The organism is Vibrio variabilis (genome assembly GCF_003263785.1).
GTDB classification, from domain to species: Bacteria; Pseudomonadota; Gammaproteobacteria; order Enterobacterales; family Vibrionaceae; genus Vibrio; species Vibrio variabilis.
On record NZ_JYJK01000087.1, the window covers coordinates 259881 to 283731 of the forward strand.

Sequence of the window (23851 nt, forward strand, 5' to 3'; positions counted from 1 at the left end):
TTACTGAACGAAAGTCGGTTAGCCATTAAATTGCCTGAATCCCTTGTATTCTATGTGGTGAGTCGGTATTTTGCCATAAGCAGTAATAATTAGAGCATGGAGCAACAATGAGTTACCAAAAAGAACAGCCTCAAACTAACACGCCATCGGGACTCAACGTCGGCAATGTGTTGCCCAGTTTTGTAGAGCAAGCCCCAGCGTCTTCTCTCTATGTATCCATTTCAGAGCTGATTATGGAAAAGGTGTTTTTTCACCCGGGCTTTTCCGCGGCAGAATCTGAACTTGATCCGGTAGAATCAGAAGCCATTCAAGCGCTGCTTGGTGAACAAACCGCGGAAGAGTTCTTTGTTTCCACACTTGTTGAGTCGATCACGTCATCGATTACGCCTGAACACTCTTCCATTTGTGTTGAACTCAATGACGCCACCAGTTACGAAATGAGTGCGTTGCTAGGCGGTAAAGTGGAAGCGGACGAAATCAATCCGCAGCTAGGCTTACGTGGTGTTTCTCGTTTTTCTTCTGAGTCGTATCAAGCCTGTTTTGCTCTTGAGTGCGAAGTCATCAAAACATTGCGAAGCCAAGGTCATGATGTCGCTATTGTTGTCCCATGCGTGCGAGCGCTCAGTGATGCTGCTAAGATCATTGATCGATTGGCGGAACGCGGACTGCCTCGCGGTTTAAACGGCCTGAAAGTGCTGTTTGCGTGTGATACGCCATCGGCCGTTCTGCTGTCAGAGCGCCTGTTACATTACTTTGATGGCTTAGTGCTTAAGCTAGAAAGTTTAACCCAGCTAACGCTTGGTGTTGATTTGCAGCATGATGAGTTAGCTCATCTGTATGACCCGCAAAATGAAGCGGTGTTGGCGTTAGTCAAGCAAGCAATAGCCGCCTGTCATCAAGTGAACAAACCAGCGAGTCTCCTAGTCGACAATTTGTCTGATTTGCCTCAATTGGCAGAGCTGCTGCAAGATGAAACTAAGGTAACGGTATTTCCCGTTAGTGAGTAGAGCCACCTGATCAGGCTAATTATCGGAATGCTTCAGCGGCTGACTTCTTGTTCTATAGAGGTCAGCCGTTTTTTATTGCAGAGATTTCTCGCTTGGCTTTTGTTTTATTAACATTTTTTTGACAACTGGTGCTAATTTTGGCTTACTGGTCTGACTAGTTGTTCAGAAGGATCTCAACATGTTTAGCGCGTTGCAAAAAGCCAACTTTTATCTCAATACATTCGGTTTCTTTAAAGTGCCCTTAATTTGGCTTTGTCGGCCTAAGTTATTGAAGCTCGATGAGGATGAGGTGGAGCTGTTGATTCCTCTAAAACGTCGCACTAAGAATCATTTAAACAGTATGTATTTTGGGGTACTTGCAGTTGGGGCTGATGTCGCCGGTGGTTTTATGGCGATGAGTAAAGCGCAGCAGCGGGGTAAACGTGTGTCATTGGCATTTAAGGAAGTGAAGGGCAAGTTTCTTAAACGTCCCGAAGCCGATGTGATTTTCACCTGTAAAGATGGCAAGCTTATCGATGAGATGCTGGATGAGACGATTCGCTCGGGCGAGCGAATCAATAAACCGGTTCGAATTGTGGCCACGTGTCCAAGTTTACATGGTGATGAACCTATGGCCGAATTTTCCTTAGTTCTATCTCTAAAAGCGAAATAATGCTAGATAGGGATCTGCTCAATATCGACAATTTTTGAACGATTGAGAACAATCTTCCAGCGATAGTAAACAGGCTCTTCGCCTTGATTGCTCTCTTTAACTATGAGGTTGAGAAGGTGACGCTTCTCTAAAGATTCCTTTACAACTTGGCCTTCTTGTAGCTTGTAGATGCGGTTGTTGGATTTGTCCATCAGTCGGGTCAAAGCTCGAAAGTTAATGTTCAAAATCTCTCGTGTTTGCTCATAGCCACTAGTAAAGCGCGAGGTTGCCATTTCGGTATGTGAACGATAGTGCAGCACCTCTTCTTCTCTTTGTACTGAGCGTTTCTTGCGAATACTCTTAATTCGATCGGGCAATTGGTCGAACGTGCTGTAGTCTAGCCATTCAATCTTCTTACCCACTTCTTTTTTTGTTGTGGCATCAATAAAGCGGCGACGCCATTTCGGCTTGCCACGTTGTATCCAACGCCACATGATGTCGCGTAAGTCGTCCTTAAACACTTCTCGTAAGGCGTAGATGACGGACAGCACCAAAATAAATGAGGCGGTAATTTCCCCTAGGTAGTCCCGAGCCAAAATCACCGCAGAGGTAACAAACAACATCACCAAGCCCGTCGCGGAACCTTTAATGATTCGTTTGGTGTTATTTCCCATGCTGGTAGATTTCGATTGCAGCACGATAGGGTGCTCGATTAGGCGACGCAACAAACGCATTTTGTTAGCAAGGCGAGTGGGGTCGTTCTTTACTTTGTCGGAGTTGTAATTATTTAAGTTACGATGCGCTTGTTCCTTCTCAACAATCGTAATCAAACGATCTTTTAAAGGCGTGTAAGATTTACTATTTGGGATATACACGACCAACTCAAGTAACTTTTGTCCTGTATACCAAGAGAGGTAGTTATCAATATTGGCGTAGTGGCGTTTGAGATGTTCTTCATAAGGAACAGAACGACGCATCTTCTTGAGAATATCGAGTGCCAGCTCGATTACTTCGTCGACTTCATCCGCCGTCACTTCGTCTTGTGCGGTTTCTTTGAGTGTCGCAACCGCTTTATCCAATGCGATAACGTACTGGTAAGCAAACAAGCTCAAACTCACACGGTATTGGGTGTTTGATAAGCGGCCGCGCTTAGCGAGTCGTGAGTGGACTAGCGGCAGTAATGTTTCGTTACTATAGTAAGCGCGTTTCTGTGAAATAGATTCATGATAAAAATCAGACTCAGAGATGAGATGCGACTTCATTCCTAACTCATTGGGAATAAATAAGAATACATCTAAGTCTAGTTTTTTCGTGTTGGCCATTACATGCGCAATTTTTAGCGTAATGGCATCTTGTTTGTCTACGGTGATCAACCAACTCTCTCCATGTGCTGAGATTGCGCTAAGCATATCAGAACCAAGGTAAACTAGCATCTTAAAGGGAGTTAGGTATAATCGCGCCAACAACCCCATTAGAGATAAAAAACATGATTAACATAGGTCGTATTAACCAATTGGAAGTAATTAAAGAAGCAGACTTCGGCTGGTTCTTGGATGGAGAGGACTATGGCTCTATTCTACTTTCTAAAAAGCATGCTCCAGCGGACATCGCTATCGGTGACTCGGTCGATGTTTTTATCTATTTCGATGCAGACAACCAAGTTGTCGCAACAACGGATACACCTATTGCTCAAGTGGGCGAATGGGGTCTGATGAAAGTTGAAGGCATTAACAGCGTTGGTGCATTCGCAAGCTGGGGTATTAAAGAAAAAGATTTGTTGATCCCTTTTAGTGAACAGCGTGGTCGCTTGTCTGAAGGGCAAACTATCTTAGTTTATGTCTACACAGACAAAGCATCAGGGCGTATTGTTGGTACCACTAAGTTCAATAAACTCTTGGATAAGACGCCAGCACGCTACCAGCGCAATGAACAAGTCGATCTCCTGATCGCTGAGCGCAGTGACTTAGGTTACAAAGCCATCGTTAACGGTCAGCATTGGGGAATGATCTTCCCATCTGATGTCATCGGTAAGTTGTTTGTGGGTAAGAAGCTTAAAGGCTTTATCAAGCAGATCCGTGAAGATGGCAAAATCGATCTGTCACTGCAAAAAATTGGTGTGGCGAAAATGGATGACTTGAGTGAGAAAATTCTGAGCTTGCTTGAGAAGAAAGGTGGCTTCCTGCCATTGAGCGATAAGTCAACACCAGAAGCTATCTTTGCTGCGTTCAAAACCAGTAAAGGTACATTTAAGAAGAGTATCGGCGGTCTTTATAAGCAGGGTAAGATTCGTATCGAAAAGGACGGAATTTACCTTAACGCTTAGTAACGGCTTGCAATAGTATCTAGTGAATAATCAGTAGACCAAAAAGAGGCCCAAAACTGATCCTGATTTGGGCCTAGGGGAATGGCTCATGGAGAGCCTACGCTAACTGTAAAAGATGGACGATGTTTCAAACGCTATTGCTTCTAACAATGAGCTTGTAAGCCTTTAACAAACTTGCTTGGTGGTATATCTGTTAAACACAAAACGCTTTCTGCCTGTGTCTTGATAACCTTTAAAGTGTAGTACAGAACAGTAAAAAAGCGATGCTGATAGCGGTTTTAACCAGCTAAAACCGCTATCCAATTGGCTTAGAACAGATTTTTGTCGCGCACTAGTTCCCTAGGCAATCCATTTTTGACTCGATTCCCCACCCATTTACCTAGACCAATGATGAAACCATTGTAGCTAACCAAAACTTCGCCTTTACCACTTAGCCCCTCTGGACGCACATCACGCCCCATAAACCACTCTCTGGCATCTCCAATACTCAAAGGCACGGCATCAGCGTCGGCTGTTGCCAAAGCAGTGGCTACTTGATGCTGCCATTTGTAGCCTTTTTTATGCTGCTCTGCGATTTTGATGCCCATTCGGGAAAAGCGAAACTGACCCAACATCGGCTCTAATGCTTTTGGGAATAACCAAATGTCATTATCGCGTTTCCAAAGCACGCTGCTTTCTGGAGCAGAAAGTGAAAATGCTTGCTCTAAATGCGTGACAACGTCACCAATCTCTTTCTTAGTAAGTTGACTAAAAGGGAATTTACCGAGCTTTTTCTTTACATCTGGAGAAGGCACAGAAGCGTGTTTGGTAAACTTGGCAATGAAAAAGCCTTCGCTATCATAGGTCTGAGGGAAAACGTGTAAGTAGCCTTCCGGAGTTGTCGCCTTGTCAGCGCCTTCAAATAAACTATTCAAGCTCTCAGCTTGAACGGCGTCTCCGAATGTATCAAGAAGATGCGCGGCCACGTTTTGATTTTCTTCTGGGCTAAGTGCACAGGTTGAATAGACCAGTGTACCGCCGACTTTTAGTGCATGGAAAGCACTCTCAATGAGGTCTTTTTGGGTAGCAGCAATCTCGGCTGTAGAATCTAAGCTCCAGTTTTTCATCGCGTCCGGATCTTTTCGAACCGTACCTTCACCTGAGCAAGGTGCATCGAGCAAAATAGCGTCAAATTGTTCTGGCAACCAACCACCAAATACACGAGCATCATAGTTACTCAGCGCGGCATTGCGTACGCCGCAACGCTCAATATTGGCATGCAATACTTTAACGCGGCTGGCAGCAAATTCATTGGCAACCAAAACACCTTGGTTATTCATAAGTGCTGCCAATTGAGTGGTTTTAGAACCAGGTGCTGCCGCCATATCTAATACAGACTCGAAGTTCTCCGTAGCGTCTGAATAAAGAGCGCTAGGCGGTAACATTGAACTTGCTTCTTGTATATAAAATAACCCGGCCATATGTTCAGCCGTATTGCCCAGTGGTACAACAGACTCGTCAGCTTCTATCCAGAAACCTTCTTGGCACCAAGGATAGGGTTTAGGCGCCATCCTTTTTGCTCTGCGGTTATTTGAAAGGCTTCAATGGTCGTCTTGAGCGTGTTTACGCGAATACTTTTCCTAAGTGTCTACGACAAGCGTCAATGAAATCACTCATCGACAAATGCTTTGGGAGGAAGCTGCCGACGTGACTTAGAAAATCTTCCGGGAGATAGACGTTAGAATGCAAAATGAAGCCTTTTGATACTGTATTGAGTTGCGCAGGATTATAACCATAGCAGGGTGTGAATGAAACCAACTATCATAGATACGTGCATTGAAGTAGCAGTAAACTAACAAGCAAAAAAATAGCCCGCTGAGCGGGCTATTACAGAAAACTAAACCTAAGGAGCAGGAATAGCGGTACGCCACTGTTTCCAACTAGCATCTGCTTCTTTATTTAAGTAGAAGGTTTGACCAGCTTCTGCTTTCGGCTGCAATTGGCTGCCTTCTGGTGTAGAGAACGTAATGCCACCACGAAGTAGGCTATCTACAGTGCCTGCTTTGACATTGGCTCCGGATAAACCAAATTGAACATTTAGCCCAGAAGCATTCCAAAATACGCTATTGGCACGTACCAGGTAAGCATAATCAGGGTCTATCTCGATAGTAGACACCACTCGGTCAGCGAATGGTCCCAGTTCGACGAGCGTTACGCGACCCACTTCAATGTCTCGATAGAGGATAGGGGTTCCAGGCTTGATAGAGCCTCGGTTCTCACTTTGTAAGATGAACTGCACGCCATTATCGACTTTCGCGAAGTCATGCAGGGCGAATGACTTACTCGGCTCGCCTTTACCCGGTTCAACAGCAATATACTGAGATACGATGGCACCGAGGTTCTTCACGCCATTGAGACCAATCTCCGGTTTCACCATCCAGTAATAGGCTCCGGTGTTGGTGAGTTGTTTTACGTATTCGGGCAGAATGCGAGCAACCACCTCGACGCGATTTTTGTCGAAATCCGGTAGGGTCAGCATGACTTCACCGACTTTCACGCCTTGATACTTAATCGCCATACCTTTATTGATGGACTGATCGTTAGCGGTGGTAAATAGGGTGATTGACTGACCAAACTTACGCGCAGAGTTAAAATCAGAATAGAGCTTCCAGTTTGCGCCTGTTTTGTTTTCAATACCTGGTAAGCTATCGAAGGCAATGCCACCGTCAATCAGCGTTTTCAACGGAGCGGCTTTGACGTTAATACCGGAGAGCGACGCTTCTACTTCAACGCCTGAGCGATTCCAAAATACCGTCTGCTTGGTAATAAGGTGTTTATATTTATTATCAATAGACACATTGATATACACACCGCCGTCTGTCAGCTCATAATCAGCGACACTCCCGACTTCCATATTGCGATACAGCAGTGGGCTACCTTTTTTTACTGATGGCAATTGAGCTGCAAACAACTTCATTGTCATAGAGCCAGACTGATTGTGCTTGGCAAGCTCTGCCAACGCTTTAGTCTGGAATAAGGGGAACTCGGCACGTTCGGTTTTTTGCCCTTCGCTAACAAAACTAATGGAGCCAGTCAGCAGTTGTTTCGCTGGAGGTACTGTAACGTTAAGTCCTGCTTCGGTGAGCTCAGCGGTTGCGCTACCCGACACGAAAAAGCGGTTTTGAGAACGAATGAGATGCTTATATTCCACATCAATCGCAATATCCATGGCCACCTGATCGTCTACCAATTCAACACTGGATATGTTGCCGACAGGGATGCCACGATAGAGAACATTTACCCCAGGTTCTAAACCGTAGGAGTTGTCAGCAAGTAGGCGGAGTGAGACAGATTTTGCTTGTACCTGGTCGAGCTCCTCTTGCTGAATGGCAATAAAGTCACGAGTTTGCGGCCCTTCACCTGGAACTAACGTCAGAAAATTGCCAGTCAGCAAGTTCGACAAGTTTTCTACACCAGTCAGGGACACTTTGGCTTCTTCAAGTAAGAATAGGGTGCCTTGGTTGAGCATGTCGCTAAACGCGGGTTCGATCGAAGCGGAAGCGATAATGGAGTCACGTCCATCATTGAGTGCTAAATTGTTAATGCGGCCAATTTCAAGCCCGCGGTACATGATTGGTGACCCATTAGCTTTAAGGTTGCTGTTGTCCGGTAGCGTGATCTTAACAGGAATACCTCGACCTGCCGTTTTGAGATCTTTGTAGAGTCTGAAGTCGGAACCATCCTTAACCGGTTCTCCGCCATCAGGAGAATCCACCGCAATCGCACCCGCCAAAATTGCCGCTAAGCTTTCTAAGCGAATATCGACGCCCTGAAAACCAACACTTGCTCCAATGCCGCTCACATTCCAGAAGCGACTCTTGTTGGTAATGATGTGACGAAACTCTTCTTGAATAGACGCTTTGATAATGACCGTTTCAGCGTCATCATCAAGCTTGAAGTTGTAGACTTCGCCAATAGGTATTTTCTTGTAGACAATCTTTGAGCCAACGGAGATGCCACCTAAATCTTTGGCTCGAAGAGTGACGGTAAGGCCATCGTTGATCGCAAGCTCTGTTGGAACTGACTCAAGAGCAATGAACTTGGATTTTGAGCTGCTGGATTCTGTTGCCGGGTGAATGGCAATGTAGTTACCTGAGACCAGTGCATCGAGACCAGAAATGCCTGACAAAGATGCAGAAGGTTTAACCAGCCAAAACTTGGTATCTTCGCCAAGCAGTTTTGCGGCCTCTGGGTAGATGTCTGCATCCACATAGATGTTCGAGAGATCTTCAGAAAGGTTGATATCTCGGATCATGCCGACTTCGAGACCTTGGTACCGGATGGTGGTTCGCCCAGCAATTAAGCCTTGTGCATCGGAGAAATAGATTTGAACACGTTGTCCTGCATCGTGGACCGCTTTCACCAATAGCCAACCTGCCAAGGCAATGGTCAGAATAGGCAAGATCCAAAGCGGCGATATTCTTCGCGTTTTTTTTATCTCGGGCGCAAAAGAGGGCTGTGGCTGATTATCATTACTCATTGATGCTACTACTCAACAGTGTTGTCTGACTCAGATTGAATTTTGGACGCATGCTTGTCCCATAACAATCGCGGGTCTATAGATTCGGCGGCCAACATAGTTAAGACCACCACAATTCCGAATGCAACCGCGCCAAAACCTGGAGTGAAGTTCAGGATTTGTCCGCGATCCACTAGTGTTAACATGATGGCGATGACGAACAAGTCGGTCATCGACCATTTACCAATCCATTTGATGGCTCGATAAATCATCAGCGCATGACGATGATTTTTGACCATATTGAATTGAATACAAATAAGAAGGTATGCCAGTCCCACAATCTTCGCGACGGGTACTACGATACTGGCAACAAAAATAATGATGCGATGCCCAACATGTCGTTGTTAATTAATGATGCCACACCAGAGAAGATCGTATCTTCCAATAGTTGACCATTGGTAATGAGAATCGAGATGGGGATCAAGTTTGCAGGGAATATCGCAATGGTTGCCGCAATAAGCAGTGCCCAAGTTTTCTGCATCGACTTGGGCTTGCGGTGGTGCAGGGCGCTACCACAGCGAATACATGCGGTGCTTTCTTGCTGCGATAGGTGGCAACTGTGACAGTGAATACGTTTCTCGGTAATCGCTAAGCGACTTTCCGGGTGCCATAACTCCCAATAGCGGCGAGTGCTGACGCGGTTGATAATCAGAATAGTGATGACTTGCAAGATAACCAAACTATAGAGGGCATTACCAACGAAGATGTCTGAATAGTCTTGCAGTTTGAAACAGGATATCGCCACACTAATGAGAAATACATCCAACATCACCCAATGGCGACTGTGGTCGAGAATGAACAGTGACCACTTTAACGGCACAAACCAGCGATGTTTTAGTGAAAAATGAGCGCTTAAAATTGAAAAACACATCGCTAGTGGTGCAATAGTGTGACAAAACAGGGTGAGTAGCGCTAGACCGAGATAGCCTTCCTTAACGAGAGCGTGGAAGCCTTCCATTAACGTGCCCTCGATATTGACTCCGACCAAGCGAATCGTAATAAAATCGAAATAATAAGAGGGAATAAACAGCAGCAGGCAGGTGATAGCCAGTGCCAGATTGCCGTTCAGTGATGCGTGTTCGCTGCGGTACACTGTGGTACCGCAGCGAGGACAATCGGCAGTTTGTCCAGGTTGCAGAGGAATGGTGTCGACAGGTAATTCACAGTTCTCACAGAGACGAACTTGCGAAGCCGGTGATGAGTGGGCACAGCTTTTCATCATCACCAGTCTTGTCGCCTAGGTGATGTATGGGTAACGTTAGCTTGCTGACTGCACTGTGCCGTACAGGGTCTGGTACAGACCTTCTTTTTCAACCAATTCAATATGGGTTCCTGATTGTGTTACCTGACCATCTTCGAGTACATAGATGAGGTCGGCTTGTTTCACTGCAGAGAGTCTGTGCGCAACAATAAGTGTTGTACGATTTTTTAAAAACTCACCAAGTGCAGTGTGTAGGGCGGCCTCTGTTGCTGTATCGAGCGCCGATGTCGCTTCATCCAAAATCACAAATTGCGGATCGCTTAGAATCATACGAGCGATTGCCAAGCGCTGTCTTTGGCCACCTGACAGCCGAATGCCATTTTTGCCAATTTGAGTTTCTAGCCCATCAACAAGCTGATCTGTGACATCTTGGAGCTGCGCTACTTTCAGCGCATTCCAAATAGAGAAGTCATCGTACTCTTTTCCAAGAGTCAAATTATGCCTTAAGCTGTCATTAAAGAGTATAGGTTGCTGTAAAACAACAGCAATTTTGTCTCTAATAATGTCAAAACCTATGTCATCAGTGTCAACTCCATTGAATTTAATAATGCCTTGGTTTTGCTTATACACGCCAATAAGTAACTGGATGAGTGTTGACTTGCCGCCACCACTGGCTCCAACGAGCGCAACTTTCTTTCCAGCAGGTATGTTCAAACTTAACCGGTTGAGGACATCTTTGTCTGAGTTATAGGAGAACACCACGTTTTCAATCGCGACATCAACTTGGGTGTTGTCGGTAAACGGATTAACTTTGCTGACAATTTGTGGCTCTTCATCGAGGTCGAGCAGGCTATTGATGCGGTTAAGTGCAGCTTTCGCGCTATACCAAGAAAACTGAATGCTCAGTAGCTCTTGAACGGGGCCTAACATAAACCACAAGTAACCAAACACGGCAAAAATTTGTCCGATGGTCAAATCACTAAACAGAACCATGACCATAGCGACGGCTCTAAACAGCTCAAAACCTATAAGGAACAGCAAAAAAGAGAGTCGACCAGCGGCTTCGGACTGCCAGGCATATTTGTCGGCATTGGATCTCACTTCATTGGCATGCTCTTTTAGTTGATTTAGAAAGTCACGCTCTCGATTGGCCGCACGTAACTGATAGATGCCATCGAGTGTTTCGACTAACCGATTCTGGAATGTCTCAAACGCATGGTTCTCTCGCTTTTTAAGATGTTTAACCATGCCGCCCAGTTTCTTTGAGAAGTAAACCACCACAGGGTTAACCAACAAAATAAACAAGCCCAGGCGCCAGTCTAACCACAGCAGCACAATAGCGGTGCCGATCACAGTGAGGAAACTAATGATGAACTTACTCAGTGTAGAGCCGATGAACTGATCGATGGTTTCGATATCGGTAATAAGATGAGCGTTAATACCACCGCTGCCACGAGTTTCGTACTGAGCAATGCTAATTCGTCCGAGCTTGTCGATCATTTTGCAGCGGATTTGATAGGTAATGGTCTTAGACACTAAGGTGAATTGACGTCCTTGCAGGATGTTTAAACCTTGGCTGATTGTGCGCATGAGAACCACCAGCACTAAAGTCATAGCGATGTAACCGATAGGGGTTTGCCAGCTATCGAGCATAAAAGTGTTCATTATGGCAAGGCCGCTTGCAGGTTGGTCTAAGAGAACTTCATCAACCATTAAAGGCATCAATAACGGAATAGGGACGCTAATCAGCGTAGCGATAATCGCGATGAGGTTAGCAACGATCAAGCGTGGCTTGTGATTTTTTACTTGAGTTATCAACCAGGAACGGCTAATAGTGTCTTTGGTATTCGGCATGCTTTTGAGAATGGTTCCTATTACTGTTTGCTGGCATTGTACGTTTATCGTTGGAATTTAAAAGCTATTAATGGAAATATCATGAATTTAGACAACTATGAGCGTCTTACAAAACAGGCGGTTGCGCTCATCGAATCAGAAACCGACTTCATCGCTAACCTTTCTAATATTAGTGCACTTCTATTCATGGAGTTAGAAGACCTTAACTGGGCTGGCTTTTATTTGATGAAACAAGGCGAACTCGTGCTTGGTCCATTCCAAGGGAAGCCGGCTTGTGTTCGAATTCCTGTAGGCCGAGGTGTTTGTGGCACTGCAGCTGCAACCAACACAGTACAACGTGTATACGATGTTCATGCATTTGAAGGTCATATTGCGTGTGACGCTGCGAGCAATTCTGAGATCGTCATTCCGTTTTCTATCAATGGTGAGATTGCCGGGGTACTGGACATTGATAGCCCAAGTATTGGTCGATTCAACGAAATTGATGAAGAGGGATTAACCAAGTTCATGGATTCCATACAAAAGGTGCTTAATTCCCATACAAACGTGGGCTAAAATCACATTTGCCTGTGGTTTTTCTATTGCAGGTCACTATAATACCAAGAATATTTTTCTTAATGCTTCGCGGATAACCGCATTAACCAGGAACCCACATGGAAAACACTGAGAAGTTGAAGAACAGCAAAGAAATTATCGCGTATATTGCTGAATGTTTCCCTAAATGCTTTACTGTAGAAGGTGAAGCGAAACCACTTAAAATTGGTATCTTTCAAGATCTTGCTGAGCGTCTAAAAGATGACGAGAAAGTAAGCAAGACTCAGCTACGTGCAGCGTTAAGACAATACACTTCTTCTTGGCGTTACCTACACGGTGTTAAACCTGGTGCAGTGCGTGTTGACCTTGATGGTAATGATTGTGGTGTATTAGAAGAAGAGCACGTAGAGCACGCAAAAGCGACGCTTGCAGAAAGCAAAGCAAAAGTAGCTGCGCGTCGTAAAGAACAAGCTCAAAAAGCTCGTGAAGAAGGTAAAGCAAAACCTAAGGCTAAAAAGCCTCAAGGTGCACGTAAGCCACAGACTACAAAGAAAACAGCGAAAGTAAGTAAGCCAGTTGAAACGCGCGCTTTGAATGCAGATGAGATGATCATCGGTAAGCAAGTAAACGTAAACATGGGCAAAGGGAACATGGCTGCGACCATTGTTGAAATCAATAAGGAAGATGTGCGCGTTCAGCTAGTAAATGGCCTACAAATGGTTGTTAAAGCGGAGCACCTGCGCGCATAAAGGAGAAATTCCTACGCATGAAGTGCCGTTCAAAAGTATCTTTAATCGCTGCTAGCCTTTGGCTAGCAGCATCTTCGGCTCAAGCCATTGAAGCAAAGTACGAGAAATCAAAAATTCCTACTTTAGCTCCAGAAGCTCAGCATGAGACCGCCAGTAAACGCGTGACATCTCGATTCACTCGTTCTCACTACAAGCATTTCACTTTAGACGATGAATTTTCAAAGGCGATATTTGCTCGCTATTTGGAAATGCTCGACTACAACCGCAACATTTTTACCCAATCTGACATTGACAAGTTCGACGCATGGTCAACTCAGCTCGATGATCAACTAAAAGCGGGCAATAACCAGATTGCGTTTGATGTTTACAATCTCTCAATGCAGAAACGCTACGATCGCTTTGTCTACGCACTGTCTTTATTAGACAAAGAGATGAAGTTTGACGTTGATGAGGCAATCACGCTTGATCGTTCAGAGGCTGCCTGGCCAAAAGATGAAGCAGAGCTTGATGAGTTATGGCGTAAGCGCGTCAAATATGATGCCTTGAACCTCAAACTCGCGGGTAAAAATTGGGACGAAATCAAAGAGACATTGGGCAAGCGTTATAACAATGCGATTAAACGCCTTACCCAATCACATAACGAAGATGCGTTTCAGATTTACATGAACGCCTTCGCGCGTGAAGTTGATCCTCATACTAGTTACCTGTCACCGCGTTCTGCTGAGCAGTTCCAGTCAGAGATGAATCTCTCTCTTGAAGGAATTGGTGCAGTGTTGCAACTGACGGATGACTATACCGTTATTCGCTCTTTAGTCGCTGGTGGCCCAGCATCGAAAAGCAAGCAGCTTGGAGAGGGTGACCGAATCATCGGTGTCGGACAAGATGGTGAAGACATTGTTGATGTTATCGGTTGGCGCTTGGATGATGTCGTGCAATTAATTAAGGGGCCAAAAGGCACTAAGGTTAAACTGCAAATTCTTCCAGAGGGCAAAGATGCCAAAGCATCAGTGGTAGAGATTGTTCGTGACAAGATTCGTCTTGAAGATCGCGCAGTTAAGTCAGAAGTCGTTGAGAAAGACGGTAAGAAAATAGGTGTACTTGAAGTACCTAGCTTCTATGTTGGGCTTTCAAAAGATACTGACAAGCTGATTACTGAGCTTAAAGAAAAAGGCGTTGATGGTATTATCGTTGATCTTAGAAACAACGGTGGTGGCGCCTTAACAGAAGCGACTGCACTATCAGGTCTGTTCATTGAAAGTGGTCCAGTAGTACAAGTTCGCGATAGTTACGGGCGCGTGAACGTGAATAGTGATACTGATGGCAAGATCAGTTATCAAGGCCCGATGACTGTTCTGGTTAATCGCTACAGTGCTTCAGCTTCTGAAATCTTTGCAGCTGCATTGCAAGATTATGGGCGAGCCATTGTCTTGGGTGAGAACTCATTTGGTAAAGGTACGGTCCAGCAACACCGTTCGCTAAATCATATCTATGATTTGTTCGACAAAGAGCTTGGTTATGTTCAATACACTATCCAGAAGTTCTATCGTATCGATGGTGGCAGTACTCAAAACCGTGGTGTCGTGCCCGATATAGCTTTCCCGACGGCGGTTGACCCTGCTGAAACAGGAGAGAGTGTTGAAGACAATGCTCTACCTTGGGATAGCATCGACAAAGCGAAATACACTCAGTTACAACGTAACGATGAAGTGATCGCTGCACTGACTGCTTCACACGAAAAACGCATTGCTACGGATATGGAATTCGGCTTTATTGCTGAGGACATTGCCAAATACAAAGCGGAAAAAGACGATAAGACGTTGTCTCTAAGTGAAGCAGCACGCAAGCAAGAAAGTGATGAAGCAGACGTTCGTCGTTTGGAACGAGTTAACCAACGCCAGAAAGCGGCAGGTGAAAAACCTTATGCGACGTTGGATGACATTCCAAAAGATTACGAAGTGCCAGACGCTTACTTGGATGAGGCAGTAGCAATCACTGTCGACCTTGTTAACAGCAAAGCGTAAGCTTTAACTCTGTTACTACTAAGAACTGTGATTAATAGAAACGAGCGGCAACGCTCGTTTTTTTTCACCGGTATGAAAGCTGCCTCAGTTCTGATACATAAAATTAAAAACCGTGATTTAGATCAAAAAACTTAGCAATCTCGTACTAAGCCTCCTAAGCTTTAAGTAATGGTGAGGGGGATACATATGAGATGGATTACGCTAATTCTGTGTGTTTTTTCGTTTGGGGTAATGTCGGAAACGCGCAAAGATAATAATGATTTAACACAATTTGATCAGCCGTTTTTGCTTGGAGATTGGTATTTGGTCAATCCAAGTCCCGGTGAATCACCGGATGCTTTTCTGGCTATCAAACTTACACTTCAATCTAACTACTCGTTCAGCATTGATATTCAAAAGCAAGATTACAGCATCGAACATTGGGAAGGTTTGTTCACTGCCAATGACGATACCATTATTCTTGGCTTAAACTCCGATGAGCCACAAGTCTACAGTTACAGTGGCAATCATAACATGCTCAACCTCAATGGGGTTGTTTTTACCAAAGCGCTTTCTAACTCGCTTGCTGGAATTTGGTCATCAGTGAGTGTCTCGGGTGATGACAAACACGCTCACGATATTACTCGCATGGACTTGATTTTACAGCCGGATTTCGTGTTTACTTTTCGTGTCAGTTCAAGCGAGGGTAGCGAAGCAATCCACAGTGGCGTTTACTACACCGAAGATGATCATATCGTACTTCTATACCAAGATGGTGAGCACGATGCCACTTACACACTAGACCAGGATGAACTCACTCTAGAAGTTGAAGATGGTGACATGTTTGCGGTGTTAAACCGTATTCGTTAACAAAAGTTTATAAAACATTTGAGCGTCAACTCACGTTGGCGCTTTTTTTGTGTCTTGGTTTGCAAACATTGTCTGCAAACCTTTGTCTGTAGGAGTATAATCGACGCGATTCAGCAATATTTCAATATTCTGCTAACAAATAATAAAGACAAGGACTAAAGGATGACGGAGTCAGCACCTAAAGCCAAATACCGAAGTGATTATCAATCACCTTCGCACACTATCACAGATGTAAACCTCACGTTCGAACTTCACGAAACTCAAACGCGTGTCACCGCTATCTCTCAAGTAAAACAGATGGCCAATGAAACAACTTTGATGCTAGACGGCGAAGGTATCGAGTTAGTACAAATCAGTGTTAACGGACAAGTTTGGCAAGATTATGCCAAGACCGACACAGGATTGGCGATTAGCAACCTACCGACAGAGTTTGAACTGACGATTGAAAATATTATTTCGCCTTCAACGAACACTGCGCTGGAAGGTTTGTATATTTCAGACGGCGCTTATTGTACTCAATGTGAGGCAGAAGGTTTCCGCCGTATCACCTATTTCCTCGACAGACCTGATGTGTTGGCGAAATACACGACGAAAGTGATCGCAGACAAAGCAAACTTCTCATACCTATTAAGCAATGGTAATAAGATCGCGGAAGGTGAGTTAGAAGGCGGCAAACATTTCGTGACGTGGGAAGACCCACATCCGAAGCCATCTTACCTGTTTGCATTGGTCGCGGGTGACTTTGACGTGCTACGTGACAAATACACCACGCGCTCTGGTCGCGATGTCGCACTGGAGATTTTTGTTGATAAGGGCAATTTAGACCGCGCCAACCATGCCATGGTCTCGCTAATTAATTCTATGAAGTGGGATGAAGAGCGTTTTGGTTTGGAATACGATCTTGATATCTACATGATCGTTGCCGTCGACTTCTTCAACATGGGCGCAATGGAAAACAAAGGCCTTAACGTCTTTAACTCTAAGTTTGTTCTAGCCAATGACCAAACGGCGACGGATACCGATTACCTTGGTATCGAAGCAGTAATCGGTCACGAATATTTCCATAACTGGACCGGTAACCGAGTAACTTGTCGTGATTGGTTCCAACTCAGCTTAAAGGAAGGCTTGACCGTATTCCGCGATCAAGAGTTCTCATCTGATTTGGGTTCACGTTCAGTGAATCGTATCAACAATGTGCGTATTATTCGTGGCCCTCAGTTTGCTGAAGATGCAAGCCCAATGTCACACCCAATTCGTCCAGAGAAAGTAATCGAAATGAATAACTTCTACACTTTAACGGTTTACGAAAAGGGCAGTGAAGTTATTCGAATGATGCACACCTTATTGGGTGAAGATAAATTCCAAGCGGGTATGAAGCTTTACTTTGAACGCCATGATGGAACGGCAGCAACCTGTGAAGATTTTGTCGCAGCGATGGAAGATGCATCAGGTATCGACCTTAAGCAGTTCCGTTTATGGTATAGCCAGTCGGGCACACCAACGTTGTCTGTTACAGAGCAATATGATGAAGCTGCGCAAACTTACACCCTCACTGTGAAGCAGGCAACACCAGCGACACAAGATCAGGCAGAAAAGCAGGCGCTACACATTCCATTTGACGTAGAACTGTATGATGAGCAAGGAAAAGTTTTTGAGTTACAACGTAACGGAGAGCGTTGCGGCAATGTGCTAAATATTACCGAATCTGAGCAAAGCTTTGTGTTCGAGAACGTCGCAAGCAAACCGATTCCTTCAATGCTTAGAGAGTTCTCGGCACCAGTGCGTTTGAACTTTGAGTACAGTGATGAACAGTTGGCTTTCTTGATGGTTCACGCTCGCAATGATTTTGCCAAGTGGGACGCGGGTCAAATGTTGCTGGCGAAATACATTAAGTTAAATGTAGAAGCGGTGCAAAAAGGCTCGAAAGTTGAACTTCCTGAGTTGGTTGTCGATGCCTTCCGAGGCGTAGTACTAAATAGCGAACTTGAGCCGGCCTTTATTGCTGAAGCATTATCGTTACCGAGCTTCAATGAAGTAGCGGGTTGGTATGAAACAGTAGATGTTGATGCCGTGTGTGATGTACTGAAAGGGATCAAACTTGCTTTAGCATCGGCACTTCAAGATGAAATGTCTGCGCTTTACCATACTCTTGCTCAAGCGGATTACACCATCGAGCACGCGGCAATTGGTAAGCGTTCGTTGCGAAATCTGTGTCTTCAATACTTGGTGAATGTTCCTGAGTTCGCACATCTTGCAAAAGAGCAATACCAATTGGCGAACAACATGACCGACACCATTGCTGCAATGAGCGCTGCAAACAGTGCGTCACTGACATTCCGTGAAGAAATCATGTCTGACTACAGTGAAAAATGGAGTCACGATGGTTTGGTTATGGATAAGTGGTTTGCCTTGCAAGGTGCGAATCCGTCGGAAGATGCGCTGGAAAATGTCAAAGCTTGTATGTCACACAATGCATTTAGCTTAAGTAATCCTAACCGAACTCGTAGCTTGATTGGTTCATTCCTAAACATGAACCCACGCCGCTTCCATGATAAATCGGGTAAAGGCTATCAATTTGCTGGTGAGATCTTAACGCAACTTAATGAGTCTAACCCACAAGTGGCTTCGCGTTTAATCGACCCACTTCTAAAACTGAAGAAATACGATAGTGAACGTCAAACATTGATCAAGCAGGAGCTCAAGAAGTTGAAAGGCCTCGATAACCTAGCTAAAGACTTGTTTGAAAAAGTCACGAAAGCGCTAGAATCTTAATGTTTAACCCATACCTGTATTTTTATACAGGTATGGGTATTTTCTTCATTTTAGATAAATCGATCGATTTTTACTCACCAACCTATCGCCGCGTCATGAAACACTACTATTTCACTCTAAATATTAGCTATCAACAGTACCTCACACACTATACTGGTCATGCATCCAGTGTTTTGGTTTATACCGATCAAGGATTGAGATTACAGCTGCCAGCGACACGATTTCGTCCATTTTTAACACAATTAGGTCTAAAAGGGCGCTTCAGGTTAACAACTGACCAAAACAACAAGTTTTTACGGTTAGAATCACTGTAACTCCCGTCATTACTAGTGATATGAATAAGTGCATCAGTCACACAATCAAACATTTCCCTGTCACATCCCACATTTTTCATTAACCCTTTCTCAATAAAACTTTTACAATAAAGACAAGCCTACATCCCTCATAAAAACAAAAAAGTGGAGCGTTATTATGACCACGCGCGAACCCGTTGTTCCGGTTCTACTGGAGAAAGTTTATCAACTGATTGAATCTAAGTTAGAAGGCGTCAATCAGCCGTTAGTGACTAAACTTGCCAAACACATTTTTAGCAACGTTTCCCCTGACGATTTGCTACAGAGAAACGAGTCAGACTTGTATGGTGCTGCTGTCAGCCTTTGGCATCATCTCAATGAGAAAAAGTATGACGAGATTTCAGTTCGAGTATTCAACCCGACAGTAAGTCGTCACGGTTGGCAGTCTACCCATACAATCGTTGAAATAGCGGTGCCAGATTCTCCATTCTTAGTCGATTCTGTAAAAATGGCACTCAATCGTGTCGATCTCACTTGTCACATTATGCTGCATGGTCCGACTCAGTTTGAGAGAAATGACCAAGGCCAAATTACTTCGGTCAATGAAGGGAAAGGGCATCTTCAATCAGTCTTCCATATCGAGGTAGATAGACTGAGTGAAAAATCAGAAATGACGGCGCTTAAAGATGAACTGATTTCTATTTTTGAAGACACCAGTTTGGTGGTCAACGAATGGGAGTCAATGTCGAATAAGCTCAAGCAAATTACTAAAGACCTTGTAAAAAACAAAAGTAAACTTCCATTAGAAGCGGATCGTTTTGATGAGACGATTGCATACTTAGAGTGGTTGGGTGATCACAACTTCACATTCATGGGATACAAAGAATTTGACCTGATTAGTGAAGAGGGTGATTCGGTATTAAAACCAACCGACGAACCAGGTCTTGGTTTGTTCTCGAAAGCAGATCGTGTTCGCTCGGTGAAGATTTCTGAGTTCTCCGACTCGGCGCGTCTTGAAGCGAAAAAGCCGTTTCTACTTATCCTGACAAAAGGTAATAAAGCAAGCCGAATTCATAGACCTGCTTATACCGACTACGTAGGGATTAAAAAATTCGACGCCAACGGCAAGGTTATTGGCGAACATCGATTTACTGGTCTTTATACCTCTGCCGTGTATAACCAAAGCGTTTCAACCATTCCACTTATCCGCGAAAAAGTAGAACGTATTTTATCGGCAAGTGGCTATCGAGATGGTTCGTACTCATACAAAGCACTGAGAAATATTCTTGAAAACTACCCACGCGATGAGCTGCTTCAAGCAAAAGAAGAAGAGCTTCTCGAGATTGGTATGGGTGTGGTGCAAATGCAGGATCGTGATTTGATCCGGTTGTTTGTGCGCAAAGATCCGTTTGGGCGCTTTTTCAGCTGCATGGTTTACGTAAGTAAAGATCGTTACAACACCCAGCTTAGAAAAGATACTCAACGGATCCTGAAAAACTATTTTGGTATTGAGCAAGAGGTTGAATTTACGACTTATTTCTCAGAAAGCCCTCTGGCAAGAACCCACTATATCGTTAGGTAGATAACAACAACATGGATGTAGATGTGAAGGCGATTGAACGAAACCTAATGGAGGTATCCGCGTCTTGGGATGACCGTTTGTCTGATGCGATCGTTGCTAACTTTGGTGAAAGTAAAGGTTTGCCGCTCTCTAAGGTGTATTCAAAAGCATTCCCGCGTTCATATAAAGAAGACATGATGCCAACATCGGCGGTAGCAGACATTGAACGTCTGGAAGCGCTGGATGAAAATAACAAGTTGGGCATGCTTTTCTACCGCCCACAAGAAGAGTCCGCTAACTCTAAGGCGGTTCGTCTTAAGCTTTATCACCGTGATGAGCCAATTCATCTATCTGATGTCATGCCGATGCTGGAAAACCTTGGCCTACGAGTGATCGGCGAATCACCTTACGAGATCGTTAAAACCGACGGTGGCACCTATTGGATCCTAGATTTCTCAATGCTTCATAAGAGCGATGCAGAAGTGGATCTTCGTGAAGCAAGAGATCGCTTCCAGCAAGCCTTTGCCGCAATTTGGTCTGGTGATCTTGAAAGCGATGGCTTTAACCGACTTGTGCTAGGTTCCGGTCTAACAGGCCGAGAGGTTTCTATTCTTCGTGCTTATGCTCGTTACATGCGGCAAGTTGGTTTCCCATTCAGTCAACACTACATCGAAGATACCCTCAATCACTACCCAGAGCTGGCAAAAGATCTGGTTGAACTGTTTACTCAACGCTTTATGCCGTCACTAAAAGGCAGTAAGAAAGGTCAGCAGCGTGTGATTGAGAAAATCAATAAGCAGCTTGATCAAGTCGACAGTTTGGATGACGATCGTATTATCCGTCGTTACGTTGAAATGATTTCAGCGACACTTCGTACCAACTACTACCAGAAAGATAAAGCCGGTGAGCATAAGCCATGGCTATCACTTAAGCTTGAGCCTAAGAACATCCCAGAAATCCCAGCGCCTGTGCCGGCATTTGAGATCTTTGTGTATGCACCAGATATTGAAGGTGTGCACCTTCGTGGTGGTAAGGTTGCTCGTGGTGGTCTTCGTTGGTCAGACCGTCAAGAAGACTTCCGAACCGAGATTCTTGGCTTGGTGAAAGCGCAACAAGTTAAGAACACTGTGATTGTTCCAGTTGGTGCAAAAGGTGGTTTCGTTTGTAAGCGTCAGCCACAACTCTCTAGCCGAGATGAAATCTTTGCTGAAGGCCAGCGCTGTTATAAACAATTCATTCGAGCACTATTGGATGTGTCGGACAACATCATTGAAGGGGAAGTCGTTCCACCTAAGAGTGTAGTAAGACATGATGAGGACGACCCATACTTAGTTGTTGCTGCTGACAAAGGTACTGCAACCTTCTCAGATTTAGCGAACTCAGTCTCAGATGAATACAATTTCTGGCTAGGCGATGCATTTGCTTCCGGTGGTTCAAATGGTTATGACCACAAAGCGATGGGCATTACTGCAAAAGGTGGTTGGGAGTCGGTAAAACGCCATTTCCGAGAAATGGGTATCGATTGTCAAAACCAAGACTTTACTGCCATTGGTGTAGGTGACATGGCAGGGGATGTATTCGGTAATGGGATGCTGCTTTCTAAGCATATTAAGTTACAAGCTGCCTTTAACCACATGCATATCTTTATTGATCCAAATCCGGAGTCTTCTGCGAAGAGTTGGGAAGAGCGTAAGCGACTGTTTGATCTTCCTCGCTCTAGTTGGGAAGACTACGATCCTAAGTTGATCTCTAAAGGTGGTGGTGTCTTTGCTCGTCGTGCCAAATCGATCACGCTGACACCAGAAATCCAAAAAATGCTGGGTACTAAGAAAGCGTCTGTTGCCCCAAATGATCTTATTAAGATGATTCTGGGCATGGAAGTGGATCTACTATGGAATGGTGGTATTGGTACTTATGTGAAGGCAAGCTCTGAAACGCACACCGATGTGGGTGACCGCGCGAATGATGTGTTGCGCATCAATGGTAGCGAGCTAAGAGCTAAAGTGGTTGGCGAAGGCGGTAACTTAGGTATGACACAGCTGGGTCGTATTGAATACGCTCTGGCTGGTGGTCGCGTGAATACCGACTTTGTCGATAATGTTGGCGGTGTTGATTGCTCGGATAATGAGGTCAACATTAAGATCTTCTTGAATGGTCTTGTTTCAAATGGCGATCTAACGGTCAAGCAACGCAACCAAATCCTCGAGTCTATGGAAGATGAAGTTGGCGAGATTGTCTTGGATGATGCTTATTGCCAATCTGAATCGATTTCGGTGACAGAATTCCAAGGTGTCTCTCTGGTGAAAGAGCAGATCCGATTTATTCATACGCTAGAGAAGGCGGGGCATTTGGATCGTGCTCTAGAGTACATTCCATCGGATGAAGATCTGCTTGAGCGAGAGAAGCAAGGGATTGGCATGACGCGTCCTGAGCTATCTGTTCTGGTCGCTTACGGTAAGATGGTGCTTAAAGAAGAGTTGGTGACCGATGACATCGCCAATGACCCATATCATCAGCAACAACTGACCCAATACTTCCCATCAGAGTTACGCCGTAACTACTTAGAAAGTATGCCAAATCATCCACTGCGTGCAGAAATTATCTCAACTATGCTTGCAAATCAGATGGTTAACGAGATGGGCTGTAACTTTGTGACTCGCTTGCAAGAAGAAACAGGTGCAACCGTGGTCGACATTGCGAATGCGTACGCGGCGTCTCGTGAAATCTACGGTTTTGCTTATACCTTCGAGCAGATCAGAAAGTTAGATAATGTCGCGAGCTCTGAAGCACAGTATGAACTTTTGTTTATCGTTCGTAGAACGCTGCGTAGATTGGCTCGTTGGATTTTGCGTAACCGTCCGGGTAAGCAGTCGGTAGAAGAGTTGGTTGCTCGTTATCGTGAAGACGTTATCAAGGTAGAGCAAACTCTTGAGAAATGTTTGGTGGCCGAAGAAGTTGAAGAGCATCATGAACTAGCTCAAGTTTGGGTTGAGCAAGGGGTAGGTAGTGAACTGGCGAACTATGTGTCGCGTTTGTCTAGCTTACTTTCTGCGGTTGATATTGCCGAAATTGCAGCTGAAGCAAGCTTTGATGTTGAACGAGCGTCGAAACTGTACTTCCACTTAGGCGATCGTCTATCACTGCATTGGTTCTTGAATCAAATCAACGGCCAAGCAGTTGATAACAACTGGCAAGCATTGGCAAGAGCGGCATTCCGTGAAGATCTTGATTGGCAGCAACGTCTGTTGACTGCTCAAGTACTGCGATGTGGTTGTGGGGGAGATTCAGATGACGTGATCCTGTCACTTGATAACTGGATGGAAACCAATACACATAGCCTTCAACGATGGGAAAATATTCTCAATGAGTTCAAAGTGGGGAATGTACACGAGTTCGCTAAGTTCTCGGTGGCATTGCGCGAACTCAGTTTGTTGAACTTGAACTGTGCAAATAATCTATAGGTTAACTGCCTAATATCATAAAAATAAGCGCTCTTCG

The 23851-nt window shown here is 44.7% G+C and carries 13 protein-coding genes and 2 pseudogenes; 10 read left to right on the forward strand and 5 right to left on the reverse strand.

What is annotated here, in order from left to right:
• Positions 1 to 107 precede the first annotated feature (107 nt).
• Together TZ48_RS16385 and TZ48_RS16390 are read left to right on the forward strand one after the other, a co-directional pair.
• The gene (locus TZ48_RS16385; protein ID WP_112479943.1) at positions 108 to 1007 is read left to right on the forward strand and encodes a putative PEP-binding protein; all 900 of its coding nucleotides are present in this window, start codon (positions 108 to 110) and stop codon (positions 1005 to 1007) included.
• 178 nt (positions 1008 to 1185) lie between these two features.
• Entirely contained in the window at positions 1186 to 1659 is a 474-nt protein-coding gene (locus tag TZ48_RS16390; RefSeq protein ID WP_112479944.1) for a PaaI family thioesterase, read from the forward strand.
• A 2-nt stretch (positions 1660 to 1661) separates the two neighbouring features.
• Here the strand turns inward: TZ48_RS16390 and TZ48_RS16395 are convergent, their stop codons facing one another.
• The gene (locus TZ48_RS16395; protein ID WP_112479982.1) at positions 1662 to 3011 is read right to left on the reverse strand and encodes a hypothetical protein; all 1350 of its coding nucleotides are present in this window, start codon (positions 3009 to 3011) and stop codon (positions 1662 to 1664) included.
• A gap of 113 nt (positions 3012 to 3124) precedes the next feature.
• On the opposite strand from TZ48_RS16395, the gene TZ48_RS16400 reads away from it, so the two are divergent.
• The gene (locus TZ48_RS16400; protein ID WP_112479945.1) at positions 3125 to 3961 is read left to right on the forward strand and encodes a CvfB family protein; all 837 of its coding nucleotides are present in this window, start codon (positions 3125 to 3127) and stop codon (positions 3959 to 3961) included.
• A gap of 308 nt (positions 3962 to 4269) precedes the next feature.
• Here the strand turns inward: TZ48_RS16400 and rsmF are convergent, their stop codons facing one another.
• From rsmF to TZ48_RS16420, 4 genes and pseudogenes are all read right to left on the reverse strand, one after another.
• Complete coding sequence (gene rsmF / locus TZ48_RS16405) at positions 4270 to 5511, reverse strand: 16S rRNA (cytosine(1407)-C(5))-methyltransferase RsmF (protein ID WP_420822944.1); 1242 nt, start codon at positions 5509 to 5511, stop codon at positions 4270 to 4272.
• A gap of 332 nt (positions 5512 to 5843) precedes the next feature.
• Complete coding sequence (locus tag TZ48_RS16410) at positions 5844 to 8480, reverse strand: MlaD family protein (protein ID WP_112479946.1); 2637 nt, start codon at positions 8478 to 8480, stop codon at positions 5844 to 5846.
• A gap of 8 nt (positions 8481 to 8488) precedes the next feature.
• Positions 8489 to 9741 (reverse strand): annotated as a pseudogene (locus TZ48_RS16415) (PqiA/YebS family transporter subunit).
• A gap of 36 nt (positions 9742 to 9777) precedes the next feature.
• Entirely contained in the window at positions 9778 to 11574 is a 1797-nt protein-coding gene (locus TZ48_RS16420; protein ID WP_112479947.1) for an ABC transporter ATP-binding protein, read from the reverse strand.
• A gap of 81 nt (positions 11575 to 11655) precedes the next feature.
• Here TZ48_RS16420 and TZ48_RS16425 point away from each other — a divergent pair, with 81 nt between their 5' ends.
• The 7 genes and pseudogenes from TZ48_RS16425 to TZ48_RS16455 all read left to right on the forward strand — a co-directional run bounded on the left by TZ48_RS16425 (position 11656) and on the right by TZ48_RS16455 (position 23814).
• Complete coding sequence (locus TZ48_RS16425; protein WP_112479948.1) at positions 11656 to 12129, forward strand: GAF domain-containing protein; 474 nt, start codon at positions 11656 to 11658, stop codon at positions 12127 to 12129.
• Positions 12130 to 12227: 98 nt separating this feature from the next.
• Complete coding sequence (gene proQ / locus TZ48_RS16430; RefSeq protein WP_042498768.1) at positions 12228 to 12857, forward strand: RNA chaperone ProQ; 630 nt, start codon at positions 12228 to 12230, stop codon at positions 12855 to 12857.
• A 17-nt stretch (positions 12858 to 12874) separates the two neighbouring features.
• Positions 12875 to 14878: a carboxy terminal-processing peptidase gene (prc, locus tag TZ48_RS16435; RefSeq protein ID WP_112479949.1), complete on the forward strand. Its 2004-nt coding sequence runs from the start codon at positions 12875 to 12877 to the stop codon at positions 14876 to 14878.
• Between the two features lie 231 nt (positions 14879 to 15109).
• The gene (locus tag TZ48_RS16440; protein WP_420822950.1) at positions 15110 to 15727 is read left to right on the forward strand and encodes a hypothetical protein; all 618 of its coding nucleotides are present in this window, start codon (positions 15110 to 15112) and stop codon (positions 15725 to 15727) included.
• A 162-nt stretch (positions 15728 to 15889) separates the two neighbouring features.
• Positions 15890 to 18499: an aminopeptidase N gene (gene pepN, locus TZ48_RS16445; RefSeq protein ID WP_112479951.1), complete on the forward strand. Its 2610-nt coding sequence runs from the start codon at positions 15890 to 15892 to the stop codon at positions 18497 to 18499.
• A 95-nt stretch (positions 18500 to 18594) separates the two neighbouring features.
• Positions 18595 to 18813 carry a DUF2835 domain-containing protein gene (locus TZ48_RS16450; RefSeq protein WP_112479983.1) on the forward strand — a complete coding sequence of 73 codons (219 nt, stop codon included), beginning with the start codon at positions 18595 to 18597 and terminating at the stop codon, positions 18811 to 18813.
• A gap of 157 nt (positions 18814 to 18970) precedes the next feature.
• Positions 18971 to 23814 (forward strand): annotated as a pseudogene (locus TZ48_RS16455) (NAD-glutamate dehydrogenase).
• Positions 23815 to 23851 lie beyond the last annotated feature (37 nt).

What these genes read in the sequence shown, in the direction of transcription:
- TZ48_RS16440 (WP_420822950.1), top strand. Translation starts at nt 15,110, where the DNA reads ATGTCGGAAACGCGCAAAGATAATAATGATTTAACACAATTTGATCAG.
- proQ (WP_042498768.1), top strand. Translation starts at nt 12,228, where the DNA reads ATGGAAAACACTGAGAAGTTGAAGAACAGCAAAGAAATTATCGCGTAT.
- TZ48_RS16385 (WP_112479943.1), top strand. Translation starts at nt 108, where the DNA reads ATGAGTTACCAAAAAGAACAGCCTCAAACTAACACGCCATCGGGACTC.
- pepN (WP_112479951.1), top strand. Translation starts at nt 15,890, where the DNA reads ATGACGGAGTCAGCACCTAAAGCCAAATACCGAAGTGATTATCAATCA.
- TZ48_RS16410 (WP_112479946.1), bottom strand. Translation starts at nt 8,480, where the DNA reads ATGAGTAATGATAATCAGCCACAGCCCTCTTTTGCGCCCGAGATAAAA.
- TZ48_RS16400 (WP_112479945.1), top strand. Translation starts at nt 3,125, where the DNA reads ATGATTAACATAGGTCGTATTAACCAATTGGAAGTAATTAAAGAAGCA.
- TZ48_RS16420 (WP_112479947.1), bottom strand. Translation starts at nt 11,574, where the DNA reads ATGCCGAATACCAAAGACACTATTAGCCGTTCCTGGTTGATAACTCAA.
- TZ48_RS16425 (WP_112479948.1), top strand. Translation starts at nt 11,656, where the DNA reads ATGAATTTAGACAACTATGAGCGTCTTACAAAACAGGCGGTTGCGCTC.
- rsmF (WP_420822944.1), bottom strand. Translation starts at nt 5,511, where the DNA reads ATGGCGCCTAAACCCTATCCTTGGTGCCAAGAAGGTTTCTGGATAGAA.
- TZ48_RS16390 (WP_112479944.1), top strand. Translation starts at nt 1,186, where the DNA reads ATGTTTAGCGCGTTGCAAAAAGCCAACTTTTATCTCAATACATTCGGT.
- TZ48_RS16450 (WP_112479983.1), top strand. Translation starts at nt 18,595, where the DNA reads ATGAAACACTACTATTTCACTCTAAATATTAGCTATCAACAGTACCTC.
- prc (WP_112479949.1), top strand. Translation starts at nt 12,875, where the DNA reads ATGAAGTGCCGTTCAAAAGTATCTTTAATCGCTGCTAGCCTTTGGCTA.